Annotated in this window: 21 protein-coding genes and 1 tRNA gene; 14 read left to right on the top strand and 8 right to left on the bottom strand. The window is 61.7% G+C overall.

What is annotated here, in order from left to right; genetic code table 11:
• The first annotated feature begins 9 nt into the window (after positions 1-9).
• From H8B03_RS13375 to typA, 4 genes are all read left to right on the top strand, one after another.
• Positions 10-636, top strand: a complete 627-nt coding sequence (locus tag H8B03_RS13375) for a YitT family protein (RefSeq protein WP_193142380.1) — start codon at positions 10-12, stop codon at positions 634-636.
• Positions 637-855: 219 nt separating this feature from the next.
• Complete coding sequence (locus H8B03_RS13380) at positions 856-1,311, top strand: Lrp/AsnC family transcriptional regulator (RefSeq protein ID WP_193142381.1); 456 nt, start codon at positions 856-858, stop codon at positions 1,309-1,311.
• 4 nt (positions 1,312-1,315) lie between these two features.
• Positions 1,316-1,651 (top strand): multidrug efflux SMR transporter, encoded by a 336-nt coding sequence (locus H8B03_RS13385; RefSeq protein ID WP_193142382.1) that lies wholly within the window; start codon positions 1,316-1,318, stop codon positions 1,649-1,651.
• A gap of 96 nt (positions 1,652-1,747) precedes the next feature.
• Positions 1,748-3,565: a translational GTPase TypA gene (gene typA / locus H8B03_RS13390; protein ID WP_193142383.1), complete on the top strand. Its 1,818-nt coding sequence runs from the start codon at positions 1,748-1,750 to the stop codon at positions 3,563-3,565.
• 54 nt (positions 3,566-3,619) lie between these two features.
• Here typA and H8B03_RS13395 read toward each other — a convergent pair whose 3' ends face one another.
• The 5 genes from H8B03_RS13395 to hisF form a co-directional block, all read right to left on the bottom strand.
• Positions 3,620-4,402 carry a hypothetical protein gene (locus H8B03_RS13395; RefSeq protein ID WP_193142384.1) on the bottom strand — a complete coding sequence of 261 codons (783 nt, stop codon included), beginning with the start codon at positions 4,400-4,402 and terminating at the stop codon, positions 3,620-3,622.
• 240 nt (positions 4,403-4,642) lie between these two features.
• Entirely contained in the window at positions 4,643-5,422 is a 780-nt protein-coding gene (locus tag H8B03_RS13400; protein WP_193142385.1) for a hypothetical protein, read from the bottom strand.
• A 234-nt stretch (positions 5,423-5,656) separates the two neighbouring features.
• Positions 5,657-6,298, bottom strand: a complete 642-nt coding sequence (locus H8B03_RS13405; protein ID WP_193142386.1) for a MarC family protein — start codon at positions 6,296-6,298, stop codon at positions 5,657-5,659.
• 70 nt (positions 6,299-6,368) lie between these two features.
• Positions 6,369-6,686, bottom strand: a complete 318-nt coding sequence (locus tag H8B03_RS13410; protein ID WP_193142387.1) for a phosphoribosyl-ATP diphosphatase — start codon at positions 6,684-6,686, stop codon at positions 6,369-6,371.
• 3 nt (positions 6,687-6,689) lie between these two features.
• The gene (gene hisF, locus H8B03_RS13415) at positions 6,690-7,448 is read right to left on the bottom strand and encodes an imidazole glycerol phosphate synthase subunit HisF (protein ID WP_193142388.1); all 759 of its coding nucleotides are present in this window, start codon (positions 7,446-7,448) and stop codon (positions 6,690-6,692) included.
• Positions 7,449-7,587: 139 nt separating this feature from the next.
• On the opposite strand from hisF, the gene H8B03_RS13420 reads away from it, so the two are divergent.
• Both H8B03_RS13420 and H8B03_RS13425 read left to right on the top strand, forming a co-directional pair.
• A tRNA-Ser gene (locus H8B03_RS13420) sits at positions 7,588-7,677 on the top strand.
• 288 nt (positions 7,678-7,965) lie between these two features.
• Complete coding sequence (locus H8B03_RS13425; protein WP_193142389.1) at positions 7,966-8,433, top strand: DUF411 domain-containing protein; 468 nt, start codon at positions 7,966-7,968, stop codon at positions 8,431-8,433.
• 305 nt (positions 8,434-8,738) lie between these two features.
• Here the strand turns inward: H8B03_RS13425 and H8B03_RS13430 are convergent, their stop codons facing one another.
• Entirely contained in the window at positions 8,739-9,008 is a 270-nt protein-coding gene (locus tag H8B03_RS13430) for a hypothetical protein (RefSeq protein ID WP_193142390.1), read from the bottom strand.
• 268 nt (positions 9,009-9,276) lie between these two features.
• Between H8B03_RS13430 and H8B03_RS13435 the strand changes: the two genes are divergently transcribed.
• A complete protein-coding gene (locus H8B03_RS13435; protein ID WP_193142391.1) occupies positions 9,277-11,184 on the top strand; it encodes a DUF3604 domain-containing protein in 1,908 nt (635 codons plus the stop codon).
• A gap of 320 nt (positions 11,185-11,504) precedes the next feature.
• On the opposite strand, the gene H8B03_RS13440 is transcribed toward H8B03_RS13435, so the two are convergent.
• Entirely contained in the window at positions 11,505-12,389 is an 885-nt protein-coding gene (locus H8B03_RS13440; protein ID WP_193142392.1) for a LysR family transcriptional regulator, read from the bottom strand.
• Positions 12,390-12,479: 90 nt separating this feature from the next.
• Here H8B03_RS13440 and H8B03_RS13445 point away from each other — a divergent pair, with 90 nt between their 5' ends.
• From H8B03_RS13445 to H8B03_RS13470, 6 genes are all read left to right on the top strand, one after another.
• The gene (locus H8B03_RS13445) at positions 12,480-13,931 is read left to right on the top strand and encodes an aldehyde dehydrogenase family protein (RefSeq protein ID WP_193142393.1); all 1,452 of its coding nucleotides are present in this window, start codon (positions 12,480-12,482) and stop codon (positions 13,929-13,931) included.
• Positions 13,928-14,941, top strand: a complete 1,014-nt coding sequence (locus H8B03_RS13450; RefSeq protein WP_193142394.1) for a membrane dipeptidase — start codon at positions 13,928-13,930, stop codon at positions 14,939-14,941. The genes H8B03_RS13445 and H8B03_RS13450 overlap by 4 nt, the downstream gene beginning before the upstream one ends.
• A 34-nt stretch (positions 14,942-14,975) precedes the next feature.
• Positions 14,976-16,538, top strand: coding sequence for a BCCT family transporter (locus H8B03_RS13455; protein WP_193142395.1), 1,563 nt, complete (start codon positions 14,976-14,978; stop codon positions 16,536-16,538).
• A gap of 68 nt (positions 16,539-16,606) precedes the next feature.
• Complete coding sequence (locus H8B03_RS13460) at positions 16,607-18,283, top strand: hypothetical protein (RefSeq protein ID WP_193142396.1); 1,677 nt, start codon at positions 16,607-16,609, stop codon at positions 18,281-18,283.
• Positions 18,280-19,011: a DUF3726 domain-containing protein gene (locus tag H8B03_RS13465; protein WP_193142397.1), complete on the top strand. Its 732-nt coding sequence runs from the start codon at positions 18,280-18,282 to the stop codon at positions 19,009-19,011. The genes H8B03_RS13460 and H8B03_RS13465 overlap by 4 nt, the downstream gene beginning before the upstream one ends.
• 16 nt (positions 19,012-19,027) lie before the next feature.
• Positions 19,028-19,387 carry a RidA family protein gene (locus tag H8B03_RS13470; RefSeq protein ID WP_193142398.1) on the top strand — a complete coding sequence of 120 codons (360 nt, stop codon included), beginning with the start codon at positions 19,028-19,030 and terminating at the stop codon, positions 19,385-19,387.
• 308 nt (positions 19,388-19,695) lie between these two features.
• Here H8B03_RS13470 and H8B03_RS13475 read toward each other — a convergent pair whose 3' ends face one another.
• Positions 19,696-22,200 carry an arylsulfatase gene (locus tag H8B03_RS13475; RefSeq protein WP_193142399.1) on the bottom strand — a complete coding sequence of 835 codons (2,505 nt, stop codon included), beginning with the start codon at positions 22,198-22,200 and terminating at the stop codon, positions 19,696-19,698.
• Positions 22,201-22,385: 185 nt separating this feature from the next.
• Here H8B03_RS13475 and H8B03_RS13480 point away from each other — a divergent pair, with 185 nt between their 5' ends.
• Complete coding sequence (locus H8B03_RS13480; RefSeq protein ID WP_193142400.1) at positions 22,386-23,396, top strand: AraC family transcriptional regulator; 1,011 nt, start codon at positions 22,386-22,388, stop codon at positions 23,394-23,396.
• The last annotated feature ends 28 nt before the right edge of the window (positions 23,397-23,424 follow it).

The raw sequence follows: 23,424 nt of genomic DNA on the forward strand, positions 1-23,424 counted from the left end.
GGCAGACCCATGCCAGCACCCGTTCCCTTTCCCGATCCCGATCTCGTCCGCCACTCGCCGCTCGAGGACCTTCAGGGTCTCAGTGCCGGGGTTCTGCTTTGCAGCCTTGGCATGACCCTGCTGACCCACCTGGGGCTGATCACCGGGCAGACCGCCGGGGTCGCGATCATCCTGTCCTATCTGACCGGATGGTCCTTCGGCACATGGTTCTTCCTGATCAACCTGCCGTTCTATTGGCTTGCCTGGACCCAGATGGGACGCGAATTCACGCTGAAGTCGCTGGCCTGTGTTGCTGCCCTGTCGCTGCTGACCGACTACATGCCCACGGCATTCGTGCTGGACAGCCTGAACCCGCTTCTGGGCGTGGTTCTGTTTGGCGTCGTCACCGGGCTGGGGTTGCTGGCGGTGTTCCGCCACAAGGGCAGCCTTGGCGGGCTGGGGGTGGTGGCCCTGCTGATCCAGGACAAGACCGGATTTCGTGCCGGCCACGTTCAGATGGCGGTGGACGTGGTGATTTTCACCATCGCCTATTTCCTGTTCCCGGCATCGGTGGTGGCCTATTCGCTTCTGGGCGCCGTGGTGCTGAACGGCATGATCGCCTTCAACCATCGTCGGGATCGCTACATCGCCCCCTGACTTGCCGGGCAAACGGCGTCTTTCCGCCGGTTTTTCCCATATCTCCCCCATAGCGAGTAAATTTCCCGCATTGCGCGAGTTAATTGGCAACTTCTTTCGTCTATACGCCCACCCTTCCGGTCTGGTATCCTGTAAACACGCATCTTGAAGGGCAGTTTTCCCACGCCATCCGCCTTGGCGAAAATCATCGGGAAACTCTCTCACGAGTGGGGCTTGAGCATGGAAATTGATGACGCAGACCGCCGGATACTTCGTATCCTGCAGAGCGATTCGAGCCTCCCTCTCGAAGAGATCGGAGGCCGTGCCGGATTGTCCCGCAATGCCTGCTGGCGGCGGATCCGCGCCATGGAAGCCGCGGGCGTGGTGCGCGGACGGGTGGCGCTGATCGATCCCACGGCGGTCGGTTGCCCGCTGACGGCCTTCATTCACCTGCGCGCGCCGCACCAAAGCCCCGAATGGGTCAAGACCCTGGCCGAGGTGACCGGCCCCATGCCCGAGATCCTGTGCGTCTATCGCCTGTCCGGCGACACGGGCTTCCTTTTGAAGGCGCAGGTCAGCGACATGGTGGCCTATGACGCCCTGCACCAGGCGCTGATTTCGCGGGTGGACTTGGCCGAGATATCTGCCAGTTTCGTGCTGGAAAATCTCAAGGACAGCACGGCCCTGCCCGTCTAGACCCATGCCCCAGCACATCTATTACCTGCTCGCCGCGATCGTCAGCGAAATCATCGCCACGACCGCATTGGCCGCGTCGGACCAGTTTTCCAGACTTGGGCCCTCGATCATCGTCGTGGTCGGCTATGCGGTCTCTTTCTACATGTTGTCGGGAACCCTGAAGGTCATGCCGGTGGGCATCGTCTATGCGATCTGGTCCGGGCTGGGGATCATCGGCGTGGCGCTGATCGGGCTGGTGCTTTACGGCCAGAAGCTGGATCTGGCGGCGGTGGCCGGGATGGGGCTGATCATCTCGGGCGTGCTTGTCATCAACCTGTTCTCGTCGTCCTCGGGCCACTAGACGCCCGGTTTCCGGCCTGTATCACGGGATTCCTCTGGCCTTTATGCTGCACTCGCAGTAAGGCGCGTCCAACTTATCCCTTCAAGGCTGACGAACATGGACCTGCGGAATATCGCAATCATTGCCCACGTGGACCACGGCAAGACCACGCTTGTGGACGAACTGCTCAAGCAATCCGGCTCCTTTCGTGAAAACCAGGCCGTGGCCGAACGGGCCATGGACAGCAACGATCTGGAGCGGGAGCGCGGCATTACCATTCTCGCCAAGGCGACCTCGGTGGAATGGAAGGGCAAGCGCGTCAACATCGTCGACACCCCCGGCCACGCCGATTTCGGTGGCGAGGTCGAGCGTATCCTGAGCATGGTCGACGGCGTTGTCCTGCTGGTGGATGCCGCCGAAGGCCCGATGCCGCAGACCAAGTTCGTGACCTCGAAGGCGCTGGCGCTTGCCCTGCGTCCCATCGTTGTGCTTAACAAGGTCGACAAGCCCGACGCCGAACCCGACCGCGCGCTGGACGAGGTGTTCGACCTGTTCGCGTCGCTCGACGCCGATGACGACCAGCTTGATTTCCCGCACATGTATGCCTCGGGCCGCTCGGGCTGGGCCGATCACCAACTGGACGGACCACGCAAGGATCTGTCGGCGCTGTTCGACCTGATCGTCGATCACGTCCCTGCCCCGCGTCAGTTGGCCCATGTCAAAGAAGATTTCTCGATGCTGGCGACGACCCTGTCGGCCGACCCTTTCCTGGGGCGCTTGCTGACCGGCCGCATCGAAACCGGCACCCTGAAGACCGGCGCCACCGTGAAGGGCCTGTCGCGTCTGGGCGAGCAGATCGACCATTTCCGCGTTTCCAAGATCCTCGCCTTCCGCGGCCTGTCGCAGCAGCCCGTGGACGAAGCGCACGCAGGTGACATCGTGTCCATCGCCGGGATGCAGAAGGCCACCGTGGCCGACACCATCTGCGCGCTGGCCGTGGACGATCCGATCCCGGCCCAGCCCATCGATCCGCCCACCATCTCGGTCACCTTCGGCATCAACGACAGCCCGCTGGCAGGCCGTGACGGCAAGAAGGTGCAAAGCCGCGTCATCCGCGACCGCCTGATGAAAGAGGCCGAAAGCAACGTCGCCATCCAGGTCAAGGACACGCCGGGCGGCGAAGCCTTCGAGGTCGCCGGTCGCGGCGAACTGCAAATGGGCGTGCTGATCGAGAACATGCGCCGCGAAGGGTTCGAGCTGTCGATCTCGCGCCCGCAGGTTCTGTTCCGCGAAATCAACGGCGAGCGCGTCGAACCGATCGAGGAAGTCACCATCGACGTGGATGACGAATACTCCGGCGCGGTGATCGAAAAGCTGACCGGCGTGCGCAAGGGCGAGTTGGCCGAGATGCGCCAGAATGCCGGCAAGACCCGGATCATCGCCCATGTGCCGTCGCGCGGGCTGATCGGCTATCACGGCGAATTCCTGACCGACACCCGCGGCACCGGCGTGCTGAACCGCGTGTTCCACGAATGGGCACCCCACAAGGGCCCGATTCCGGGCCGCCGCGCAGGCGTGCTGATCTCGATGGAAAACGGCACTTCGGTGGCCTATGCGCTGTGGAACCTCGAAGAGCGCGGCCGCATGTTCATCGGTGCGCAGGCCCCCATTTATCAGGGCATGGTCATCGGCGAGCATTCGCGCGACAACGATCTGGAAGTGAACCCGCTGAAAGGCAAGAAGCTGACCAACGTGCGCGCGTCGGGCACCGATGACGCGGTGCGCCTGACCCCGCATATCGAGTTTTCGCTGGAAGAGGCCATCGCCTATATCGACGATGACGAGTTGGTCGAGGTCACGCCGACGGCCATCCGTCTGCGCAAGCGGTTCCTGGACCCGCACGAGCGCAAGCGGCAAGCCCGCTCTGGCAACTGAGACACGAAGGGAAGGCATCGCGCCTTCCCTTTTTTCTTGCCTTGTGGGTGCAGGTCAGGCCGCCGTGCGACGGCGCCAGCCCAACAGACCAAGTGCGCCTAGTGCGGCACCGAGGGCCGGCAGTGCCGCCGGCAGGGGAACCACCTGGGTCGACGCGAAGGCCGAAAAGTCCACGTCGTTCTCGGTCCCGATCCGGACGGTCTGGGTCAGGGAAAACGGCTGCCCCTGGATCACCGCCACCGGATTGTCCGCAGACGCAAAAGCTGCGTTGACGTTGCCGATGTCCGTGAAATCCGCCGATGTCGCGACCACGTTTCCGACGATCTGCGAAGTGTCGAAGGGCGCGTTCGATGTGGCCACCCAGGACCGCCAGCTCATGTCCGCGATCTTGTTCCCGGTGTCGGGCGTCGCTGCATTGCCGTTCAGCGTGGCCAATGTCACGAAAGGGCTGCCCGGTGGCAATCCGCGCGAGGCGTAAAATCCGGTGTCTGTCACCCGTGCGAACAGGTCGGCATTGCCCTGTGCCGGGCTGGAGCCTGAAAAGCTGAAGCTCAACTGCGCGGCCCCGCCAATCCCGCTATTGGCAATGACCTGCGAGAGTTGGAAGCCCCCGACCATCAGCGGTCCGGGACAGCCCGCGCAGGTCGACGAGAACTGGAAGACACCGCTGTTGGTGTTCTGGTCGGTCAGGTCGTTGTCCATCAATGTCAGCAACGACGCCGGGTTTCCCGCCTCGTAAAACTCCAACCCCAGAGACAAGGCGGGCCCGGCGCCGACCAGCGTCAGCAAACTTGCCGCGGCGATCCCCGACCGAAATTTTGAAATTCCGTGTGTCATTTTGCAAACTCCTCCCGATTTCTTCCGGATGGCGGGCTTTGAGCATCCGCCTGACCAAGCGTAATCGGCAAGAAGGTGTCAGAAAAACATGTACTTCCGTTGTGTTAATTAATTCGAATATTTGATTTCAACTTGAACAAGTAGTCGTCCGTTGGCCCAGTGGGCGCACACCTTCTGGACCCGGAAAGACCGGGGGAAAGACACGCAACCAAAAGGGATGTCTTGCGATGCGGACGTTGTTCAGGTGGACCGTGTGCGCCGCCAGCCCAGCAGACCAAGCGCGCCAAGCGCCCCACCAAGCACCGGCAGTGCCGCTGGCAGCGGGACAGCCTGTGTGGATGCAAAGGCCGTAAAATCGACATTGGTGTCGGTACCAATGCGCACCGTCTGGGTCATCGAGTATGTACCCCACGGTATGATCACGGCAGGGTTTCCCGCCGAGGCGAAAGCTGCGTTCACACTCCCCACATCGAAAAAGTCGGACGATGTTGCCGTGACGCTGCCAACAACCTGCTGCGGATCAAAAAGATAGTTGGAACTGGAGATCCATGATGTCCAATTCACGACTGAAATCTTGTTGCCACGATCCGGCGTGGCTGCATATCCGAACAGCGTTGCTTGAGTTGTGTCAAAGTGGTGGAGGATCCTGTAGAAATTGATGTCGGACACTCTGGCAATAAGGTCGGCATCTGTCCCCGGAGAACTTGTTCCCTCAAACGAAAAACTCAGGTGCGCGCCGAGGCCTTTGCCGGGCCTGGTTCTCTTTGCGCTGATCTTAGAAATCTGAAATCCGCCCACCGAGAGTGCCCCCGGACAAGTGGTACATGTGGATGAGAACTGAAAGTTCCGAACCTTGCCGTTCTGATCCGTCGCGTCGCCATCGGTAAACCTCAACAAGGACGTCGGGTTGCCCGACTCAAAGAACTCCAGACTCAACGACACGGCAGGATCCGCGCTGGCAATGGCAAGAATGCTTGCTACGGCAAGCCCGATCCGCCCCTTCAATCGATCAATTTCCATGTCAATATCTCCTCCCGGTCATTGCCGGATCGCAGGCAATGCACCCTGCCTTACCTATGGTAAATAACGAGACGGAACAAAAGAACATGTTTCTTTAATATGTAAATGCAATCTCATATGCGATTTTGTAGTTGGAGGAATTCTGACCACCGATGCCCGCCCAAGAGACGCACAAGGGCCACGGTGCCACGCCTTCGCGACTTGGCAAGCTCATCCTGGAAGGCCCGTGCGGGGCTACAGCGCCCCGGTCTTCACGATCTCCAGCATCGCCGACAGGACCGCATTGGCCGCCACGGACGCCAGAACCATCCCCATCACCCTGCTGACAACGGCGCTCCCCGATATTCCGATCAGCCGGATGATCGGATCGGCCAGACGCATGCAGGCATAGGCAATGGCCACGATCAGCACCATGACCCCTGCGGTCATCGCCTGATCCCCGACCGAAAAACGGTGGTTGTCGGTCAGGATCACGATGGCCAGCATGGCGCCGGGCGAGGCCAACGAGGGAACGGCCAGAGGGAAAACCGCCGGGGACGGGCGATCTGATGTAATCCCTTCTTCCAGTTCGACTGATTTGCGATCTGTTTCCGCCTTGGATTCCCCGAAAATCATGGTGAGTGCGAACAGGAACAGGATGATGCCGCCCGCAACCTGAAACGACAGCAGGCCGATGCCCAGGGCATCGATCAGCAATTGGCCGAAGACCAGGAAGAACATCAGGATCGCGGCACTGACCAGACAGGCCACAAGCGCGGTCTTGCGGCGCTCGGCGGCGGTCAGGGCCGAGGTCACGGCGATGAAGACCGGGATTGTGCCGATGGGATCGATCACCACCCACAACGTGATGAATTCTTCAAGAAGGGTGTTGAACATGGCGCGGCTTCAAATCCTGATCCAAGGGGCCTGTGATCAATGACCGGTCAGGGCAAGATGCGTCAACCGTCTATACGGAAGGACGGGCGGCTTTTTCTGCCACACCAGAGGTCCCCATCCGGCCTTCCAGCACGTCCAGCACGTCGGCCAGCGCCACGTCGCGCGCCGTCAGCATGACCAGCAGATGATACAGCACATCGGCTGCTTCACTGGTCAGCGCCGGCTTGTCATCCTTCACCGCTTCGATGATGGCCTCGATCGCTTCCTCGCCGAATTTCTCGGCGCATTTTTCCGGTCCCTTGGCGAACAGACGGGCCGTCCAGGAGCTGTCGGGATCAGCGTCGCGGCGGGTCTGGATGGTTTCGAACAGACGGTCCAGCGTGTGCATCTCTCAAAGCCTCACAGGGATTCCGGCCTGCGCCATATGCGCCTTGGCCTCGCCAATGGTGTAGTCGCCGAAGTGAAAGATCGAGGCCGCCAGCACCGCGCTGGCCCTGCCCTCGGTCACCCCTTCGACCAGATGATCCAGCGTGCCGACCCCGCCCGAAGCGATCACCGGCACATGCACCGCATCCGAGATCGCCCGCGTCAGCGGCAGGTTGAACCCGGCCCGCGTCCCGTCCCGATCCATCGAGGTCAGCAGGATCTCGCCCGCGCCCTTTTCGACCACCGTGCGTGCAAACTCCACCGCATCGATACCCGTGGGCTTGCGGCCGCCATGGGTAAAGATCTCCCACCGCCCCGGCTCCACGGTCTTGGCATCGATGGCCACCACGATGCACTGGCTGCCGAAACGATCCGCGGCTTCGGCCACCACGTCGGGATTGGCCACGGCAGCGGAATTGAAACTGACCTTGTCGGCCCCCGCCAGCAGCAGTTTGCGCACATCCTCGTGGGTCCGCACGCCGCCGCCGATGGTCAGCGGCATGAAGCAATGCTCGGCGGTGCGGGTGGCCAGATCGTACATGGTCCCGCGGTTTTCATGGGTGGCGTTGATGTCCAGGAAACACAGCTCGTCAGCACCCGCCGCATCATAGGCCTTGGCGGCCTCGACAGGGTCGCCGGCATCGATCAGATCGACGAAATTGACGCCCTTCACCACGCGGCCGTCCTTGACGTCCAGGCAGGGGATGATGCGGGTTTTCAGCATGGGGGCATCCTGTGTTCGTGTTGCGCCGGTGATACGCAGCCGCCTGCCAAAAGAAAAGAGCCGCAGGGCCGCCGCTTTGTCGCGAAACCTGTGGTTTTGCTCTTGCCCCTGCCCCGCAATTCCCGATAGACCCGTCCGCGGAGACGTGGCCGAGTGGTCGAAGGCGCTCCCCTGCTAAGGGAGTAGGCCCGGAAGGGTCTCGAGGGTTCGAATCCCTTCGTCTCCGCCATCACCCCAAAAATTCCAGTTATTGCAATGATTTGGGTGTGACTGGCATTCTTTTGCCCCCCGTTTCACCCCCCACTCCGCAGTGCCGATACTTCGATCTCGCTCAAGCCATTGCTCTGAGCCCGGTTTGCCGCAAGTACCTTCCGCGTTCCAGATTGCGCACCAAGTGGTCATTCACTACGAAGAGACGGAAGAACAACAGCATGCCTGATGGCCAGGATGTCCCCGGAACCAGCAATATCGGGCCATGCTCCCATCTACACCAAGACACGGAAGAAGGAAGTTCGTGATGCAAATGACGCGCCGCCAGATTGTCGCCGCCATGGCAGGTTTTGCCAGCACCGCGCCGTTCGCAGCGTTTGCGCAGGACGCGCCCGCTGTGCAGGTTCTCAAAGACCCCAATTGCGGCTGCTGCCAAGTTTGGGTCGACATCCTTCGCCAGGAGGGCTTTCGTGTTACCGTGGAGCGCAGCTCTGGGACGCTGCTGATCCGCTACAAGTTGGACAACGGTATCCCGCAAGACATGATCTCGTGCCACACAGCCAGGGTCAAAGGCTACTTGATCGAGGGGCACGTGCCGGTTGCCGACATCCGCCGTCTACTGGAAGAACGACCAGATGCTGTCGGCCTCGCTGTTCCTGGCATGCCTTACGGGTCACCCGGCATGGGTCCTGAAGAGCAGCGCGAAGCATACGACGTATTCTTGATCCGACGCGACGGCAGCACCGAGGTGTTTACAAGCTACGACGCGGCATAGGGATACAATAGCCCTTGGTCAGAAAATTCCGGCCAGCTACGGTCCGTCCTGTCCCTTGAAGGTATGCGCCTGACGTCTGCGCATTTGGCCATGCTGTGGGATAGGATTGACTGGCACCGGCCGGACCGGGGCGTACTGCCTGCGCGAGCAGGCCAACCTTCTGCACTGATATTGCTAAATTTTGTGGAGGCAAGTGGGGTGCCATGGCAGTCATGCTCATGTCCGGCGGCACGCCAACTCCGTCCAACGATCCGGCCGTTCTGAAGACGATCGTCGTCTCTTTGGTGGCTGAGACAGCCAAACTCTCAACCACGCTGCGGGCCCATGATCCGTCGGCTCATACCCTGCAGATGCGCATTGCCAAGCTGCAATAGCACGCGTCTGGGAAGAATTCCGAAAAGATCGATCGCGAGATCGAACAACTGGAACCGGCGCTTGAGGGTCTGCAAGTCGCCATGACCGAGGCCGATGAAGCGGCGGGCTTGGACGACGATGCCCCAATAGACGAAGCGACTGCAGAAGAGAAACCCTCCGCGCCGCCGACCACGCATCTCAGGCGCGGCTGAATCGCCCATCAACCCGCGGAGCCATCCGATTGATCATCCGGACGTTGTGCCGGCTGACAACGATGAAACCGGCCTTATGGGTCAGAATATTGTCGCAAAATGACCGGAGCGGCTGTGTTACGTCTGGTTCCAATCGCCGTTGACGGACGCTGACCATGGTTCCGCCGACGGATGGCGGGATTCATCGGTCGGGTCGTTTTCGCGGATCCAGCAGATCGCACAGGTCGCCTGACCCGTTCAATCGTCAAGGCGGACGCTCGAATTAGGAGAAATTTAGATGCTCAGGACATCAATCACGGCTCTGGTCTGTGCAACCGCAGCGGTGCCGGTCGCCGCACAAGACGTAGGGACGCTCTCACCCAGCCCCAATACAGACTACGTGCCCTATCTCCAGCACGACTATCCCGATCAGGTTCTGTTTGGCGATACGCATCTGCACACCGCATATTCCGCTGATGCAGGTCTTACCGGTGCAACAACCACACCTGACGATGCCTATCGCTTTGCCAAGGGGCAGGTCGTCACGTCGTCGAACGGCATCCCGGCGCGCCTGCAGCGGCCGCTGGATTTTCTGGTTGTTGCCGACCACGCCGAAAATCTCGGTCTCTATCTCGCGCTCGACGAAGAGAGCCCGCTACTCGAGGGCAACGACTGGGCCGCCGGTTTGCGCGACATCTTTGCGCCCCGGACCAAGGAGGCCAAGGACGAAGCCTATGTTTATTGGGGCAGCGCATTCTCGTCCGGTCCAAGTGGCGGCGATCCACTGGCTGACAGTCCGCTTGTCCAGACCATGTGGAATCGCATTACCGAGGCCGCCGAGCAGCACAACGATCCTGGCGCATTTACCGCCCTGATCGGCTATGAATGGACGTCCGGCCCGGACGGCAACAACCTGCACCGCAACCTCATTTTCAGGGACAGCAAGGCAGAGGCCGATCAGGTTACCCCGTTCAGCGCCTATGACAGTGACGACCCCGAAGATCTCTGGGACTGGATGGAGCGGTACGAAACGCTAACCGGCGGGCAGGTGCTGGCCATTCCTCATAATGGCAATCTGTCGAATGGCTTGATGTTTGATGACGTGACGTTGACGGACAAGACCCCGATCGACGCCGATTATGCCAAGCGCCGGATGCGGTGGGAACCACTGTACGAAGTCACCCAGATCAAGGGCGACGGCGAGGCACACCCGATGCTGTCACCCGATGATGCCTTCGCAGACTACGGAACATGGGATGTCGGCAGCTTTGGTCCAGAGCTCAAGACCCCCAAGATGCTGCCACGGGAATATGCCCGCGAGGCGCTGAAGCGCGGCATGGCCTACGAAGCCAAACTTGGCGCCAACCCGTTCAAGTTCGGCATGGTCGGCTCGACGGATTCCCATACCGGCCTGTCGACCGCGCAAGAGGACAATTTCTTCGGCAAGGCTCCGATGGTCGAACCGACCGGCGAACCGCTGCGCTGGGAGGAAGAGATTACCGGCCGCCTCACGCCCGACGATCCCGCCGATGACCAGATTCACGGCATCGGCCTTGCTTCCGGCGTTGCGGCTGTCTGGGCGCGCGAAAACACCCGCGAGGCGATCTGGGACTCTCTCAACAACAAGGAAGTCTATGCCACAACCGGAACCCGCCTGCGCGTGCGCGTCTTCGCCGGAGCCATGTTCGGCGCGGATGACCTCGCACGGTCCGATTTTGCGGCCTACGGCTATGACAACGGCGTGCCGATGGGCGGCGACCTGACCGGGTTCGACGAGGGTGACACGCCGGGTATGCTGATCCGCGCGCTGCGCGATCCCGATGGGGCCAATATCGACCGGGTTCAGGTCATCAAGGGTTGGGTTGATGCCGCCGGCGAAACGCAGGAGCGGGTCTATGACGTGGCGTGCTCGGACGCCCGTGCCATCGAGAACGGTGCCTGTGACGGTGATGTAGGCAACACCGTGGACGTGGCCACCGCGACCTACACCAACGCCATTGGCGCGCCGTTCCTTGAAACCTATTGGGAGGATCCGGACTTCGATCCGGCCCTGCGCGCCTTCTACTATGTCCGCGTGCTCGAGATCCCGACACCGCGCTGGACCACCTATGACGCGGTCTTCTTCGGCACTGACATTCCCGACTTCGTGGACCCGACCCATCAGGAGCGCGCCTACACGTCGCCGATCTGGTACACGCCAGGATGACGATGCACCCGCGATGGGCGCGGTGCAGCGTGATCTGTTGCACCGCATCCCGCTTGAACTCGTCGCTGTAGATGCTTGCTCCCATGTCCGCTTCCTCGCGTCAAAGCAAGAGGGTCCAGCGTTTGTGAATCCAGGTGCGCCTCACACTGCCGCTACAGCCCAAGAAAACTGCTGGGCCAGGGGCGCTCCGAACAGGATTCAACGAAAGTCAGGAGAGCATTCCAAACAGCATGAGTTCCCGCCTGAATGCTCAGCGCCAGGATGTGTTGAACGAATATCGACCCGAGCATCCAGACGTGCCGTGACCGTCTTGTCTTGGTTCAAGGGGGTCTTGGATATTCCTTCAAAAGCGCCCAAAACACGGTGATTGGCGCGCTGGTGCGGTCCTTGTCTTGTTTGATCTTGCGCAACTCACGGCTGTTCACGCGCGTTGATGGGACAAAGAACTCGACCCCATCCGGTTGGTTCCTGACGGCATCATACGGCAGGATGCTGGCCCCAAGGCCGCGCCGGACAAATGACAGGATTGCCGTCGTGTTGCGCGCCTCGAGCGTGCTGCCAGCCAGCAGCAAAGGGATCAAAGGGTCGTCCACCAGATTGCAAAGCGGATTCGCGATCAGGGGTTCATGCGTCAGCAGGCTCCAGTCCGAGTGACCTTTGGCTGCAAGGTGCGCTTTGTGAACCGGGCCGCCTTCGGCACACACGATGCCCAAGTCATCGCAGAGAATTGGCTCACCCTCCACGGTATCGTCCGGTCGGGCCGAGACGATGCCGATATCGGCTTCATCACGCTGAACCCGGCGGCGCACAGCGGCGCTGTCGACATCACTGATTTCGATGCGGACATCCGGGTGGGTCTCCCGAAACATCTCGATCACCTTTGGCAACAGCGCAACCGTCGCCGAAGGCACCGCTGCGATGCGCACGATTCCAACCGATGAAACCGCGTGCCGACCAATCGCCTTTATACTCCTGTCAAAGACATCCGTTGCGCGACGGCTTTCTTCGAGCACAAGCTGCCCCAAAGGGGTCAGGCGGCTTTTCCGGTCCGTTTCAAACAACGGTGCGCCGACATGCTCTTCCAACTGGGTCAGAACCATCGAGATGGCAGAAGGCGTGCGCCCCAACGCCTTGGCGGCGCCGGACAGCGTGCCCTTTTCAGCCACGACACAGAAGGTCCGGAGCATCTCTAGCTTGATGTTCATTCAAAAATCCTGAAGAAAACTTCATTTCTTTTAGAATGACTGAATTCTCCTGAATGGTCTAGGTGCCTGTAAGCCAAACAGGAGACTCCCATGACCGATCGCACGCAACTCTATATCGATGGCACTTGGAGCGACGGCGCCTCGCAAATTGAAAACCGCAACCCGTCAGACACATCCGACCTGATCGGGATGTATGCGCAGGCCGACGCATCGCAGCTTGACGAGGCTCTCGCCGCAGCCCGCCGCGCGCAGCCACAGTGGTGGGCCGCCGGCATCCAGAAACGGCATGATGTGCTGATGGCGATCGGGACCGAACTGATGGCCCGTGCCGAAGAAATCGGCCGCCTGTTGTCCCGCGAAGAAGGCAAGCCGCTCGCCGAGGGCAAGGGTGAAGTGTACCGCGCTGGGCAGTTCTTCACCTATTTTGCCGGCGAAGTCCTTCGCCAGCACGGCGATCTGGCCGAGAGTGTACGCCCCGGCATCGAGATTGACGTGCGCCGCGAGCCTGTCGGCGTGGTTGCCATCATCAGCCCGTGGAACTTCCCCGTCGCCACGCCTGCGTGGAAAATCGCGCCGGCGCTGGCCTTTGGCAACGCCGTGGTCTGGAAGCCTGCCAACGTCACGCCCGCCAGCGCTGTCGCGCTGACCGAGATCATTGCACGTCAGGACATTCCCAAGGGCCTGTTCAACCTGGTCGCCGGACCGGGCCGCGATGTCGGCCAACGCTTGGTGGAAAGCGATCAGGTCGACGCAATCACCTTCACGGGATCTGTGCCTGTCGGGCGCGGCATCGCGGCGACGGCCATCCAGAACATGACCAAAGTGCAGATGGAAATGGGTTCGAAAAACCCGTTGATCGTCATGGATGACGCCGATCTCGATCTGGCGGTCACCCTGGCCGCCGGCTCTGCCTTTGGGGGCACGGGGCAGAAATGCACCGCAGCCAGCCGCCTGATCGTGCATGCCTCGGTGCATGACGCCTTCGTTGAAAAGCTGGTTCTGGCGGCCAAGGCGCTGAAGGTCGGTCACGCGCTGGAGGACGGCACCCAGATCGGTCCGGTCGTCAGCGAAGGGCAACTGTCGCAGAACCTCGAATATGTTGGGATCGGAAAATCCGAAGGCGCCGAGTTGCTGTGTGGTGGCGATCGTTTGGATATGCCGACAAACGGCTACTACATGGCCCCCACCGTGTTCGCGAACACCCGCAACGACATGCAGATCAACCGCGAGGAAATGTTCGCGCCGATCACCGCGGTACAACGGGCCGACAGCTACGAGGAAGCTCTGTCGCTGGCCAATGACACGCAATTCGGGCTGACGGCGGGCATCATGACCCGCTCGCTCGCCCGGGCCAGCCATTTCCGCGCGAACATGCGGGCGGGTTGCGTGATGGTGAACCTGCCGACGGCGGGCACGGACTATCACGTTCCCTTCGGCGGGCGCGGCGCGTCGAGCTTTGGCCCACGCGAGCAAGGCACCTATGCCGCCGAATTCTACACCACCGTCAAGACCGCCTATGTCGCCGCGGGAGAGCCGCAATGAGCTTTCTGATCGACGGGCTGCAATACGCCAACTGGTCCGAAAAGATCTTTCGCCAGATGCGAGAGGGGGGCGTGGATGCTGTCCACGTCACCATCACCTATCACGAAACCTTCCGCGAAACGGTGCTGCAGATCGAGCGGTGGAACCGCTGGTTCGAGACCTATCCGGACCTGATCTTTCAGGGTCGGACAGCCGCCGACGTAGACCTGGCGCGCAAGACCGGGCGCACGGCGATCTTCTTTGGCTCGCAGAACCCGTCCTGCATCGAGGATGACATCGGACTTGTCGAGGTGATGCACACGCTCGGCCTGCGGTTCATGCAACTGACCTACAACAACCAGTCGCTGCTGGCATCGGGTTGCTACGAGGACGAGGACACCGGTCTGACCCGCATGGGCCGCGCCGTTGTCACCGAGATGAACCGCGTCGGCCTTGTGGTCGACATGAGCCATTCAGGCGAGAAGTCCACTCTGGAGGCGATCGAGCATTCGACGCGCCCGATCGCGATCACCCATGCCAACCCGGCAAGCTGGCACCCCGCTTTGCGCAACAAATCCGATGCTCTGCTACGTGCACTGGGGGAAAGCGGCGGCTTTCTGGGGCTTTCCACCTATCCGCACCACCTGAAAGACGGCAGCGGCTGCACGCTGCAATCCTGGTGCGACATGGCGGCTCTTGCGGTCGATCTGGTCGGACCGGGCAGCGTCGGGATCGGAACTGATCTTTGCCAGGACCATCCAGACAGCATTGTCGAGTGGATGCGCGTCGGCCGGTGGACCAAGACCATCGACTATGGCGAAGGCAGTGCGGATGCGCCCGGCTTCCCGCCCATGCCCAGCTGGTTCCATGACAACCGCGATCTGGCTGCGATCCGTCACGGATTGCGCGCCGCAGGGCTGGATGCGGCAACGACTGACGGCGTGATGGGCAACAACTGGCACGCCTTTTTCGGCAAGAGCTTCGGCGCACTCTCTGCGCAATCAACCGACAAGACGCGCGCCGCCGAGTAAGGCGCAGCATTCACATGATCTGGGAGGACCACAGATGACACGTTCAGCGACACCACAATCAGGCGCCGTATCCGGAGGGATAGACAAAGCGCTTTTTGCCATCACCGGCGGGTTTATCGCCCTGTTCTGCGCCTATGCATTCTTTGACATCGAAGGGCTTTCTGCGCTTGTCGATGCCGGGTTCGGATTTTCGGCGCGGTATTTCGGCCTGTATTGGCAAATCCTGCTGTTGGCGACCTTCCTGATCGGCCTTGTGCTGTGTGTTCTGCCTGGCAGCAAGACCGTGATGGGCGGGCTGACCATGCCGGAATTCAACACCTTCAGCTGGGCCGCCATGATCATGTGCACCCTGCTTGCAGGCGGGGGCGTGTTCTGGGCCGCAGGGGAACCGATTGCACATTTTCTGTCGACGCCACCAGTCTTTGGTGATCTGGGCGACGATCCGCAGGCCGTCGCGAACGCGGCGCTGGCACAGAGCTTCCTGCATTGGGGATTTCTGGCATGGGCGATCCTGGGATCGCTGACCACCGTCATGCTGATGCACTATCACTATGACATGGGTCTGCCGCTGGCACCGCGCACCCTGCTCTATCCGGTGTTCGGAGACCGCGCGCTGCACGGGCCGATCGGCCTGATCGCCGACGCATCCTGTGTCATCGCGGTGGTCGCGGGCACCGTGGGGCCGATTGGCTTTCTGGGTCTGCAGATGTCCTATGGCCTGAACGCATTGACGGGAATTCCCGACAATTTCACCACGCAGGCCGTCGCGGTCCTGGCGCTTGTGGGGGTCTATACGGTGTCCGCGATCACCGGTCTGGCCAAAGGCATCAAGGTGCTGTCCCAGATCAACGTGATCCTTGCGGTTGCCTTGCTGGTGTTCATGTTGATCGCTGGTCCCACAACCGACATATTCTCCGGCTTCTTTGGCGGTATGCAGGTCTATCTTGCCCATTTCATCGATCTGACACTCTACCGTGGCGACGCGGGCGTTTTCGGTGATCCCGGCTGGCTGGGCTGGTGGACCGTGTTCTTCTGGGGTTGGTTCATGGGCTACGGACCGCTGATGGCGATCTTCATTGCGCGCGTCAGCCGAGGGCGCTCGATCCGCCAAATCATCATCATGTTGTCGATCGTCGCACCGATCATCACCAACTTCTGGTTCACGATCATCGGTGGATCCGGCATCTTCTTCGAAATCGCCGAGCCCGGTATCATTTCGGGGCCGTTCGAGGGCTTCAACCTGCCCGCCGGCCTGCTGGCGATCACCCAGGCGATGCCGCTGGGCTTCATCCTGTCGGTTCTGTTCCTGGCGTTGACGATGTGCTTCGTGGCCACGACCAGCGACTCGATGAGCTATGTGATCTCGACCACCATGTGCGACGGGGAACCCTCGACCGGACTGCGGGCGTTCTGGGGGATTGCCATGGGGGTGATGGCGTTGATCCTGATCTCGACCGGCGCCGGTGGCATCGGAAAGCTTCAGAGCTTCATCGTGATCACGGCGGTGCCCGTGTCCCTGATCCTGCTGCCCTCGCTTTGGGATGCCTTGCGGATCACCTGGATGCTCGGACGCTCGCCGAAACCAGTGCAGACCTGACATCTCGGTGTGGCGCGGCGCGCCTGCGCCACACCTGCTTCACCCCAGAAACACCAGGAGGAAATGCGATGTCCCTACAAGATCAGAATTCGTCTTCGGAAACCGCCGCATTCCGGCGTCCGGCATCAGAAGTCATGCGACTTGCGCGGATGGGCAGCAGCCATCCGACCCGTTTGTCCTTCCTCCGTGTGCTTCTGCGGCGGCTGACCGACGAGGATTGGGTTATCGACCGTCCGGTCTGGGAAGTTGATGCGAAGGGGCTCGGTCATGCGGTGTACCGGGTCAAGGGTCCCGAACGGACCTACAGCCTTGTCGCATTTTCCCATGACCTGCCTGCCGAGATGCGCTCGGACCGGGTGATCGCGACCGCCTGGGATGCGACTTTCACACTGTTCGACGGTGATCCGTCGCCCGAGGATATTGCCCGGCTTGGCGACAATGTCCCCTTGCAGGAAGCCGGCCGGATCAGCCCCACGGAACTCACCCTGGCCCGCGCGAACCGCTCGGTTCGGCTGTTCGACCATGTGGTCGGCGCGCTCTCGCAAGGCCAACAGCCGGACCCCGAGGAAATCGCCGCTGTCGGCTATCTGATGCGGACGACGGCTGTCTACGGTTCCGGAAAATTCGGCGCGGCGGACCGTGACGACATTGCCGCGCGCCCCGAACTTGCGGCCCCGTTTCAGGTCGAGATGCTGACAGTGTGGCTGATCCGTGCCTTTACGGTCGATATTGCTGAACACATGGCGGCCGTCAAAGGCGGGGATCGCACGGTCGGGCTGAGCCCCGAGATCCGCCGGATGCTTGGTGTCGGCAACTCCACCGGGCTGGGCATGGCACCGTTCATCGTCCGGCATCCGGTGCTCCTGAACAACTGGATCATGGCCCGCGAAGAGGCACTGGCGCGGGTGCGCGCTCAGCCCGGCGCGGCAGACGACGCCGTGGCCGGGATGGGCAAAGCCCTGGATGCGGCGATCCGGAATGCCGACATCTGGCGGTCGGTGCATCCTGTTCAAGTCGAAAAACTGCACGACCTGCGCCGTGATCTTGCCATGGTATCGGACAAACTGTCTGACTGGGATACACAGCAACCCCGTCCCTGGGATGCGCTGTGGACATGGGGCTCCGAGACCCTGAGTCACGAAGGGCAAGAGGCGCTGTTGGCTCTGATGCTGGAGCCGCATGGAGACCTGGTGGACGATCTTGCCGATCATATGGGGGCCGACGAAGCGGCAACCTTCCGGTTGAACGGGTCAATGCCGATCAAGGATTTGCGGGCCATCCTGGAATCCGAATACGCCTGGGCGCTGTCGATCGATTTCACCTCGCCCGAGAACATCGCTCGGTTCTGGTACGTGTCCGAGGAAAAGCTGGAACCTCGCCTGGGCGAGCGCGCCTCGGAAGAAGGGGCGACCCTGGAACAACCGCTGTGCATCGCCCGACTGATCGCCGAGTTGTATGCGGCATTGCAGGGGTTTGACGACGCGACCCCGGTCGCATCCCTTCTTTTGGCCCACCCTGAGCATCGCTACACCGTGCGCCGTGCCCAGATCGCGCAGCACCACCCCTTTGCGGAAGTCCATGACAACCTGATAGCGGCCGACATGCTGCCCATCGACCTTTTGCGCTGCAAGTTGGCATTCTTCGGGGCAAACCAGTTCGATCCGCGGTCGGATCGCTGGGTTCGCATCAACCTGTTTCAGGGCGCGCCCTATCCCGACGACGTCCAAGCGGAGAAGTCCACATGAACACGCAACCTCACGACCAGACGCGCGGCGATTCCACGCCTTTTTTCCAGGACAACCAAGCAGCACCCTTGTCGCGCAATGAAGTTGCATCGCTTTGCATGAAGGCGGCCCGCGGCGCGGGGATGAGCTGGGGCATGGCCGAAGAGGCCGGGTTCGCTGCCGCCTGGCTGGCCATGCACGGGATCGACGGCCCCGGCTATCTTTGCACCCATCTCAAGCAGGCCCAGGGGCGCGAATGGGCAGAGCTGTGCCCGAGTGTTGCGCGGGGCGACTGGCGCGCCGCAGGCGGTCGCGCGCTGTGTCCGATCGTTCTGGGTGCAACGCTGTGCGACTACGCCGCCTTGTCGGACGGTCCCGTGGCGGACTGTTCGATCACCCTAGGCAAGGTGGATTGTCCGATCCTCATGTTGCCCTTCCTTGCCAACATCGCCCAGAAGAACGGTGTTTCGATCACCGTGTCCTGGGCCGGCGGCTCGGTCGTTGTTGGGCAGGGGTCAGATTGGCCGGAAACAGCATCAGGCGCGCTTGCCGCGTTGCCGTCCGAGGCTGAGCTTTCGCTGACCGCACAGCAGGGTGTGGCGACAGACCCGCCCGCAGGCCAATCGCCCAAAGCCAACACCGGCGCTGACACCATTTCCATGCTCAACACCTTTGCCATGCGCACGACGGTTCCGGCGTCGGAACAGTCGCGCGCAGGCGCTGGATCTACTCTTGACGACAACGATTGACTCGAAAGGAAACCAGATGTCACTCAAACGCCTCACCCCAGGTCCCCGCATGAGCCAAGCGGTCTGTATCGGAAATGTTGCCTTCCTTGCCGGGCAGGTTCCGGATGATCTGGCCGCGGATATCACGGAACAGACCCGCCAGGTCCTGGGCAAGTTGGACAAGGTTGTCGAAGAACTTGGCGCAACCAAGGCCGATATCGCCTCTGTCCAGGTATGGTTGTCCGACATGGCGGATTTCCAGGGCATGAACGCCGTCTGGGATGAATGGGTCAGCCGTGACGCCCCGCCTGCCCGCGCGACCGGCGGTGTTGCACTGGCCCGTCCGGGCATGCGGGTCGAAATGATCGCCGTTGTGGCGCTGCCCGACGAAAGTTGAGCTGCCAACAGGCAAGGTGGCACCCGTGTGCCACTTTGCTGGCGGCCTTGATGCCGGTGCTGTGGATCAGAACGTTCAGCGGGCCAAGGCACTCTCTTGTTCAGCTTTCCTTGCCAGCCGCAAGAGGCTTTCCACAAACCCGGTTGCCTACCGCACATGCTGGGATCACGCGGTGTCTCCCTCAAGGCGATTTGGGCAGTGATGCCACCTCGGGAGCTTTTGGCCAAAGGCCGCGCTTGGCGCGAACTCGATGACCCAAACCCCGAAGGGAGACGTCGGCCGGGTCACACCCCGGCCGACGTTGCGGATCAATCGCTGGCTTTTTGCAGCGCTTCTTCCAGCGTCTTCTTGTCGGCTTCGCTCAACTGTGGCTGATCCATCTTGACGGTCAGCTTGTCCAGCTTTGCGGTCAGGGCGAAGGGCGGCGTGTAGTCGGCATCATTGACCCCGGTCAGCGTGTCGGATCCGATGTCAAAGCTCTCATCCCACTGCAGGATGATCGGCAAGGTGTTCTTCATCGCCTTGCTGTCGACCACCGTGCCGTCGACCTTGAGGGTGCCCGTGCCGCCTTTGCCGATGCCGCTGGAATTGTTGTAGGCCAGCGTCCCGGTGCCCAGCCCGTCATATTTGAAGTCGAATTCGACGGTATGCTTGCCCGGCGCAAGGGCGTCCTTGCCTTCCCATTTGATGCGCTCAAGATCGACCATGTTCCACAGGAACACCGGCTTGCCATCCTTCAGGTAGAAACCATAGCCACCAAAACGCCCGCCCGAGGTCAGGATCATGCCCTCGGCGCCGCCTTCCGGCACGTCGATCTCGGCGGTGATCGTGTAGGAGGTGTTCAGCAGCAGCGGCGAGTCGCCCTGCGGCAGACCCACCATCGGCTTGATGTAGACGAATTCGTCACGGCCGGCAGTGATATTCGGACGCGGCGCAACAAGACGCGATTGAACCGAGGCATCCAGCGGGAACACCTGGTACTTGTTCGCCTCATCGATGAACAGCGCTTTCAGTTCCTTCACCTTTTCGGGGTGATCCTTGGCGATGTCGGTTGTCTGGTTCATGTCGCTGGTCAGGTCATAAAGCTCCAGCACCTGATTGTTCAGCGGATCGGGGTTTGCGGCGCCGCTGATTTCCCAAGGCGCGCGGTTCACCTTGGTGCTGAGCAGCCAGCCTTCGTGATACAGCGCCCATTGACCGAACATCTCGAAATACTGGGTCGTGTGCTGGCTGGGGGAGTCGGCATTGGCAGCGTCGAAGGTATAGGCAAAGCTGGTGCCTTCGATGGGTTTCTGGGCGATCCCGTCCACCTCCTCGGGCGCGGCAATGCCGGTGACCTCAAGGATGGTCGGCACCACGTCGATCACATGCATGAACTGGTCGCGGCGTCCGCCTTTTTCCTCGATGCCATTGGGCCAGGACACCACCATGTTCTGGCGGATGCCGCCCAGTCGCGAGGCGTTCTGCTTGAACCAGTCGAAGGGCGTGTCAAAGGCCCAGGCCCAGCCTGCCGCCATGTGGTTGTAGGTCGCTTCGGTGCCCCAGACATCGTACCATTTCATCTGGGTTTCGGCGGGGATTTCGTTCAGCCCGTTGAAGAAGGCCACCTCGTTGAAGGTACCCAGCGGGCCGCCTTCGGCCGACGTGCCGTTGTCGCCGTTGATATAGATGATCAGCGTGTTGTCGCGTTCGCCAATGTCTTCGACCGCCTGAATGACACGGCCGATTTCGTGGTCGCTATAGGCGGCATAGGCGGCGAAAACCTCGACCTGGCGGATGAACAGCTTCTTCTCGGTATCGGTCAGCGCGTCCCAGGGCTTCAGCTTGTCGGCGGGCCATTCGGTCAGGGTGGCATCCTGCGGCACCAGTCCCATTTTCTTCTGGTTCTCGAAGATGGTCTCGCGCAACGCTTGGTAGCCATCGTCGAACAGGTGCATCGCCTCGATCTTCTCGACCCATTCCTTGGTCGGGTGGTGCGGGGCATGGGTGGCGCCGGGCGCGTATTTCACGAAGAAGGGCTTCGACGGGTCGATCTGATGCAGGTTCGTGATGTGCTCGATGGCGTCATCGGCCATCGCGGTGACCAGGTTCCATTCTCCCTCGGCCTGGTTGAACGGATAGATCTGGGTGGTGTTGCGGAACAGGTTGGGCTGCCACTGGTTGGCGTCGCCGCCGACGAACCCGTAGAAATACTCAAACCCCATGCCCGTGGGCCACTGGTCGAAGGGCCCGGCCTGGCTGGCCTGGAAGGCGGGGGTGTTGTGATCCTTACCGAACCACGACGTTGCATAACCGTTGTCGAGCAGGATCCGCCCGATGGTCGCCTTGTCCTTGGAAATGATGCTGTTGTAGCCGGGGTACCCGGTGGATTGCTCGGAGATTACCCCGAAGCCTGCCGAATGGTGATTGCGCCCGGTGATCAGCGCGGCACGGGTCGGCGAACACAGTGCGGTGGAGTGGATGGCCGTATAGCTCAACCCCTCGGCGGCCAGCTTGTCCATGGTGTCGGTCGGGATCACCCCGCCGAAAGTGCTGGGCACCGAAAAGCCCGAGTCATCGGTGATGATGAGCAGGATGTTGGGCGCATCCTTGGGCGGCACGATGCGCGGTGCCCACCATGGTTCGGACTTCAGGGCTTCGTGTTCGATCTTGCCGCCGAATTCCATGGGCGGGGCGGGCAGTTGCGTGCCGCTGAGAGTGCGGGTCGCATCGGGGGATCCGACCGGGGCCTGCGCGACCGCCGGTGTCGCCGCTGCGGTCGCCAGGAACAAGCCGGAACAGACCAGGGATACTAAGGTTCTTCTTCGCGCCATGGATTTGGCCTCCTGTGCACAAGGCACCGCCGGGTTCAGCCCGCCGGGCATTGCGATGAAACTGCGGTGAAACAGAAATGATACTTGGCGCAGGCTATGCCTGTGCCTCTTGATCCCGAAGGCCAACTTGTGCACGATTTGACTTTTCTGGCCATTGCGTGGGCCTTTGGAAGGGGACCGCCCCAATGTCCATCTGCATTCCCCTGATCCGTGGTGCAACGGTGACCCCGATCCGCCGCTGGCTGCGGTCCCAAGGCAAGGATCCGGCCCCTTTCCTGGCCCAGGCCGGACTGGAGTGGCTGCCCGAGTCCGATCCGTTGCTGCCGATGCCGTTGCGGGGCGCCATCCGGTTGCTGGTTGCCGTCGCGCAGGCCGAAGGGCCGGACGTCGCTTGGCGCATCGTCGGAGCTGGCAGTGTGGCCGAGATCGGGCTGATCGGCCATGCCGCCCTGCGCGGGCCGACCGTACGCGAGGGGCTGCTTCGTGTGGTCGGGATGATGCCGCTGCATGTGACGCACGAGCTGTTTTCTGTCGAAAGCGTCGGGGACGCGCTGCATGTGCGCGATGGCTGGACCCTGAACATCGGCTCGGACGAGGTGCTGCATCTGGTCCAGCAATACGTCGCGGCCTTCGTGGACGTGGTCTGCCGAAGCGGCACTTCGGATATTTCCAGCATCGCACGTGTCTCGATGATCCCGCATCCGCGGGCCGGGCTGTCGCATCTGCGCCCATGGCTGGGCGAGTCCCTGCAGGCTTCGGACAACCGGGCACTGGATATCTGGGTCGATCGGGACGTCGCGAGCCGGCCGATCCCGGCGCCTGTCATCAAGGCGGCCATGGAAAGCCCGACCGCGGATCACCCCCTTGTGCCACACGGCTGCGGTCTGGCGGGATCCGCGTCGGTGCTGATGGGCGCCATGTTGCCCCATACCAAGCCCACGGTGGACAAGATCGCCGCCGCTGCGGACTTGAGCCCGCGCACCCTGCGTCGCCGCTTGCGCGACGAAGGGGTAAGCTTTTCAGACGTGTTGGAAAACACCCGCGCCCGCATCGCCCTGGAGCGCCTGCAAAGCGGCGAAGTGCAGACCCTCAAGGAGCTTTCAGACGACCTTGGCTATGCCAATCAGGCGACCCTGACCCGTGCCATGCGGCGCTGGACCGGGCAACTCCCCAGCGCGCTTCTTCGCCATCGATAAGACTGCTGGCGTTCGGCGCCGGGTAGTC

The sequence above is a fragment of the Meridianimarinicoccus sp. MJW13 genome (assembly GCF_014901205.1).
Taxonomy (GTDB): Bacteria; Pseudomonadota; Alphaproteobacteria; order Rhodobacterales; family Rhodobacteraceae; genus Meridianimarinicoccus.

What these genes read in the sequence shown, in the direction of transcription:
- H8B03_RS13375 (WP_193142380.1), top strand. Translation starts at nt 10, where the DNA reads ATGCCAGCACCCGTTCCCTTTCCCGATCCCGATCTCGTCCGCCACTCG.
- H8B03_RS13380 (WP_193142381.1), top strand. Translation starts at nt 856, where the DNA reads ATGGAAATTGATGACGCAGACCGCCGGATACTTCGTATCCTGCAGAGC.
- H8B03_RS13385 (WP_193142382.1), top strand. Translation starts at nt 1,316, where the DNA reads ATGCCCCAGCACATCTATTACCTGCTCGCCGCGATCGTCAGCGAAATC.
- typA (WP_193142383.1), top strand. Translation starts at nt 1,748, where the DNA reads ATGGACCTGCGGAATATCGCAATCATTGCCCACGTGGACCACGGCAAG.
- H8B03_RS13395 (WP_193142384.1), bottom strand. Translation starts at nt 4,402, where the DNA reads ATGACACACGGAATTTCAAAATTTCGGTCGGGGATCGCCGCGGCAAGT.
- H8B03_RS13400 (WP_193142385.1), bottom strand. Translation starts at nt 5,422, where the DNA reads ATGGAAATTGATCGATTGAAGGGGCGGATCGGGCTTGCCGTAGCAAGC.
- H8B03_RS13405 (WP_193142386.1), bottom strand. Translation starts at nt 6,298, where the DNA reads ATGTTCAACACCCTTCTTGAAGAATTCATCACGTTGTGGGTGGTGATC.
- H8B03_RS13410 (WP_193142387.1), bottom strand. Translation starts at nt 6,686, where the DNA reads ATGCACACGCTGGACCGTCTGTTCGAAACCATCCAGACCCGCCGCGAC.
- hisF (WP_193142388.1), bottom strand. Translation starts at nt 7,448, where the DNA reads ATGCTGAAAACCCGCATCATCCCCTGCCTGGACGTCAAGGACGGCCGC.
- H8B03_RS13425 (WP_193142389.1), top strand. Translation starts at nt 7,966, where the DNA reads ATGCAAATGACGCGCCGCCAGATTGTCGCCGCCATGGCAGGTTTTGCC.
- H8B03_RS13430 (WP_193142390.1), bottom strand. Translation starts at nt 9,008, where the DNA reads ATGGGCGATTCAGCCGCGCCTGAGATGCGTGGTCGGCGGCGCGGAGGG.
- H8B03_RS13435 (WP_193142391.1), top strand. Translation starts at nt 9,277, where the DNA reads ATGCTCAGGACATCAATCACGGCTCTGGTCTGTGCAACCGCAGCGGTG.
- H8B03_RS13440 (WP_193142392.1), bottom strand. Translation starts at nt 12,389, where the DNA reads ATGAACATCAAGCTAGAGATGCTCCGGACCTTCTGTGTCGTGGCTGAA.
- H8B03_RS13445 (WP_193142393.1), top strand. Translation starts at nt 12,480, where the DNA reads ATGACCGATCGCACGCAACTCTATATCGATGGCACTTGGAGCGACGGC.
- H8B03_RS13450 (WP_193142394.1), top strand. Translation starts at nt 13,928, where the DNA reads ATGAGCTTTCTGATCGACGGGCTGCAATACGCCAACTGGTCCGAAAAG.
- H8B03_RS13455 (WP_193142395.1), top strand. Translation starts at nt 14,976, where the DNA reads ATGACACGTTCAGCGACACCACAATCAGGCGCCGTATCCGGAGGGATA.
- H8B03_RS13460 (WP_193142396.1), top strand. Translation starts at nt 16,607, where the DNA reads ATGTCCCTACAAGATCAGAATTCGTCTTCGGAAACCGCCGCATTCCGG.
- H8B03_RS13465 (WP_193142397.1), top strand. Translation starts at nt 18,280, where the DNA reads ATGAACACGCAACCTCACGACCAGACGCGCGGCGATTCCACGCCTTTT.
- H8B03_RS13470 (WP_193142398.1), top strand. Translation starts at nt 19,028, where the DNA reads ATGTCACTCAAACGCCTCACCCCAGGTCCCCGCATGAGCCAAGCGGTC.
- H8B03_RS13475 (WP_193142399.1), bottom strand. Translation starts at nt 22,200, where the DNA reads ATGGCGCGAAGAAGAACCTTAGTATCCCTGGTCTGTTCCGGCTTGTTC.
- H8B03_RS13480 (WP_193142400.1), top strand. Translation starts at nt 22,386, where the DNA reads ATGTCCATCTGCATTCCCCTGATCCGTGGTGCAACGGTGACCCCGATC.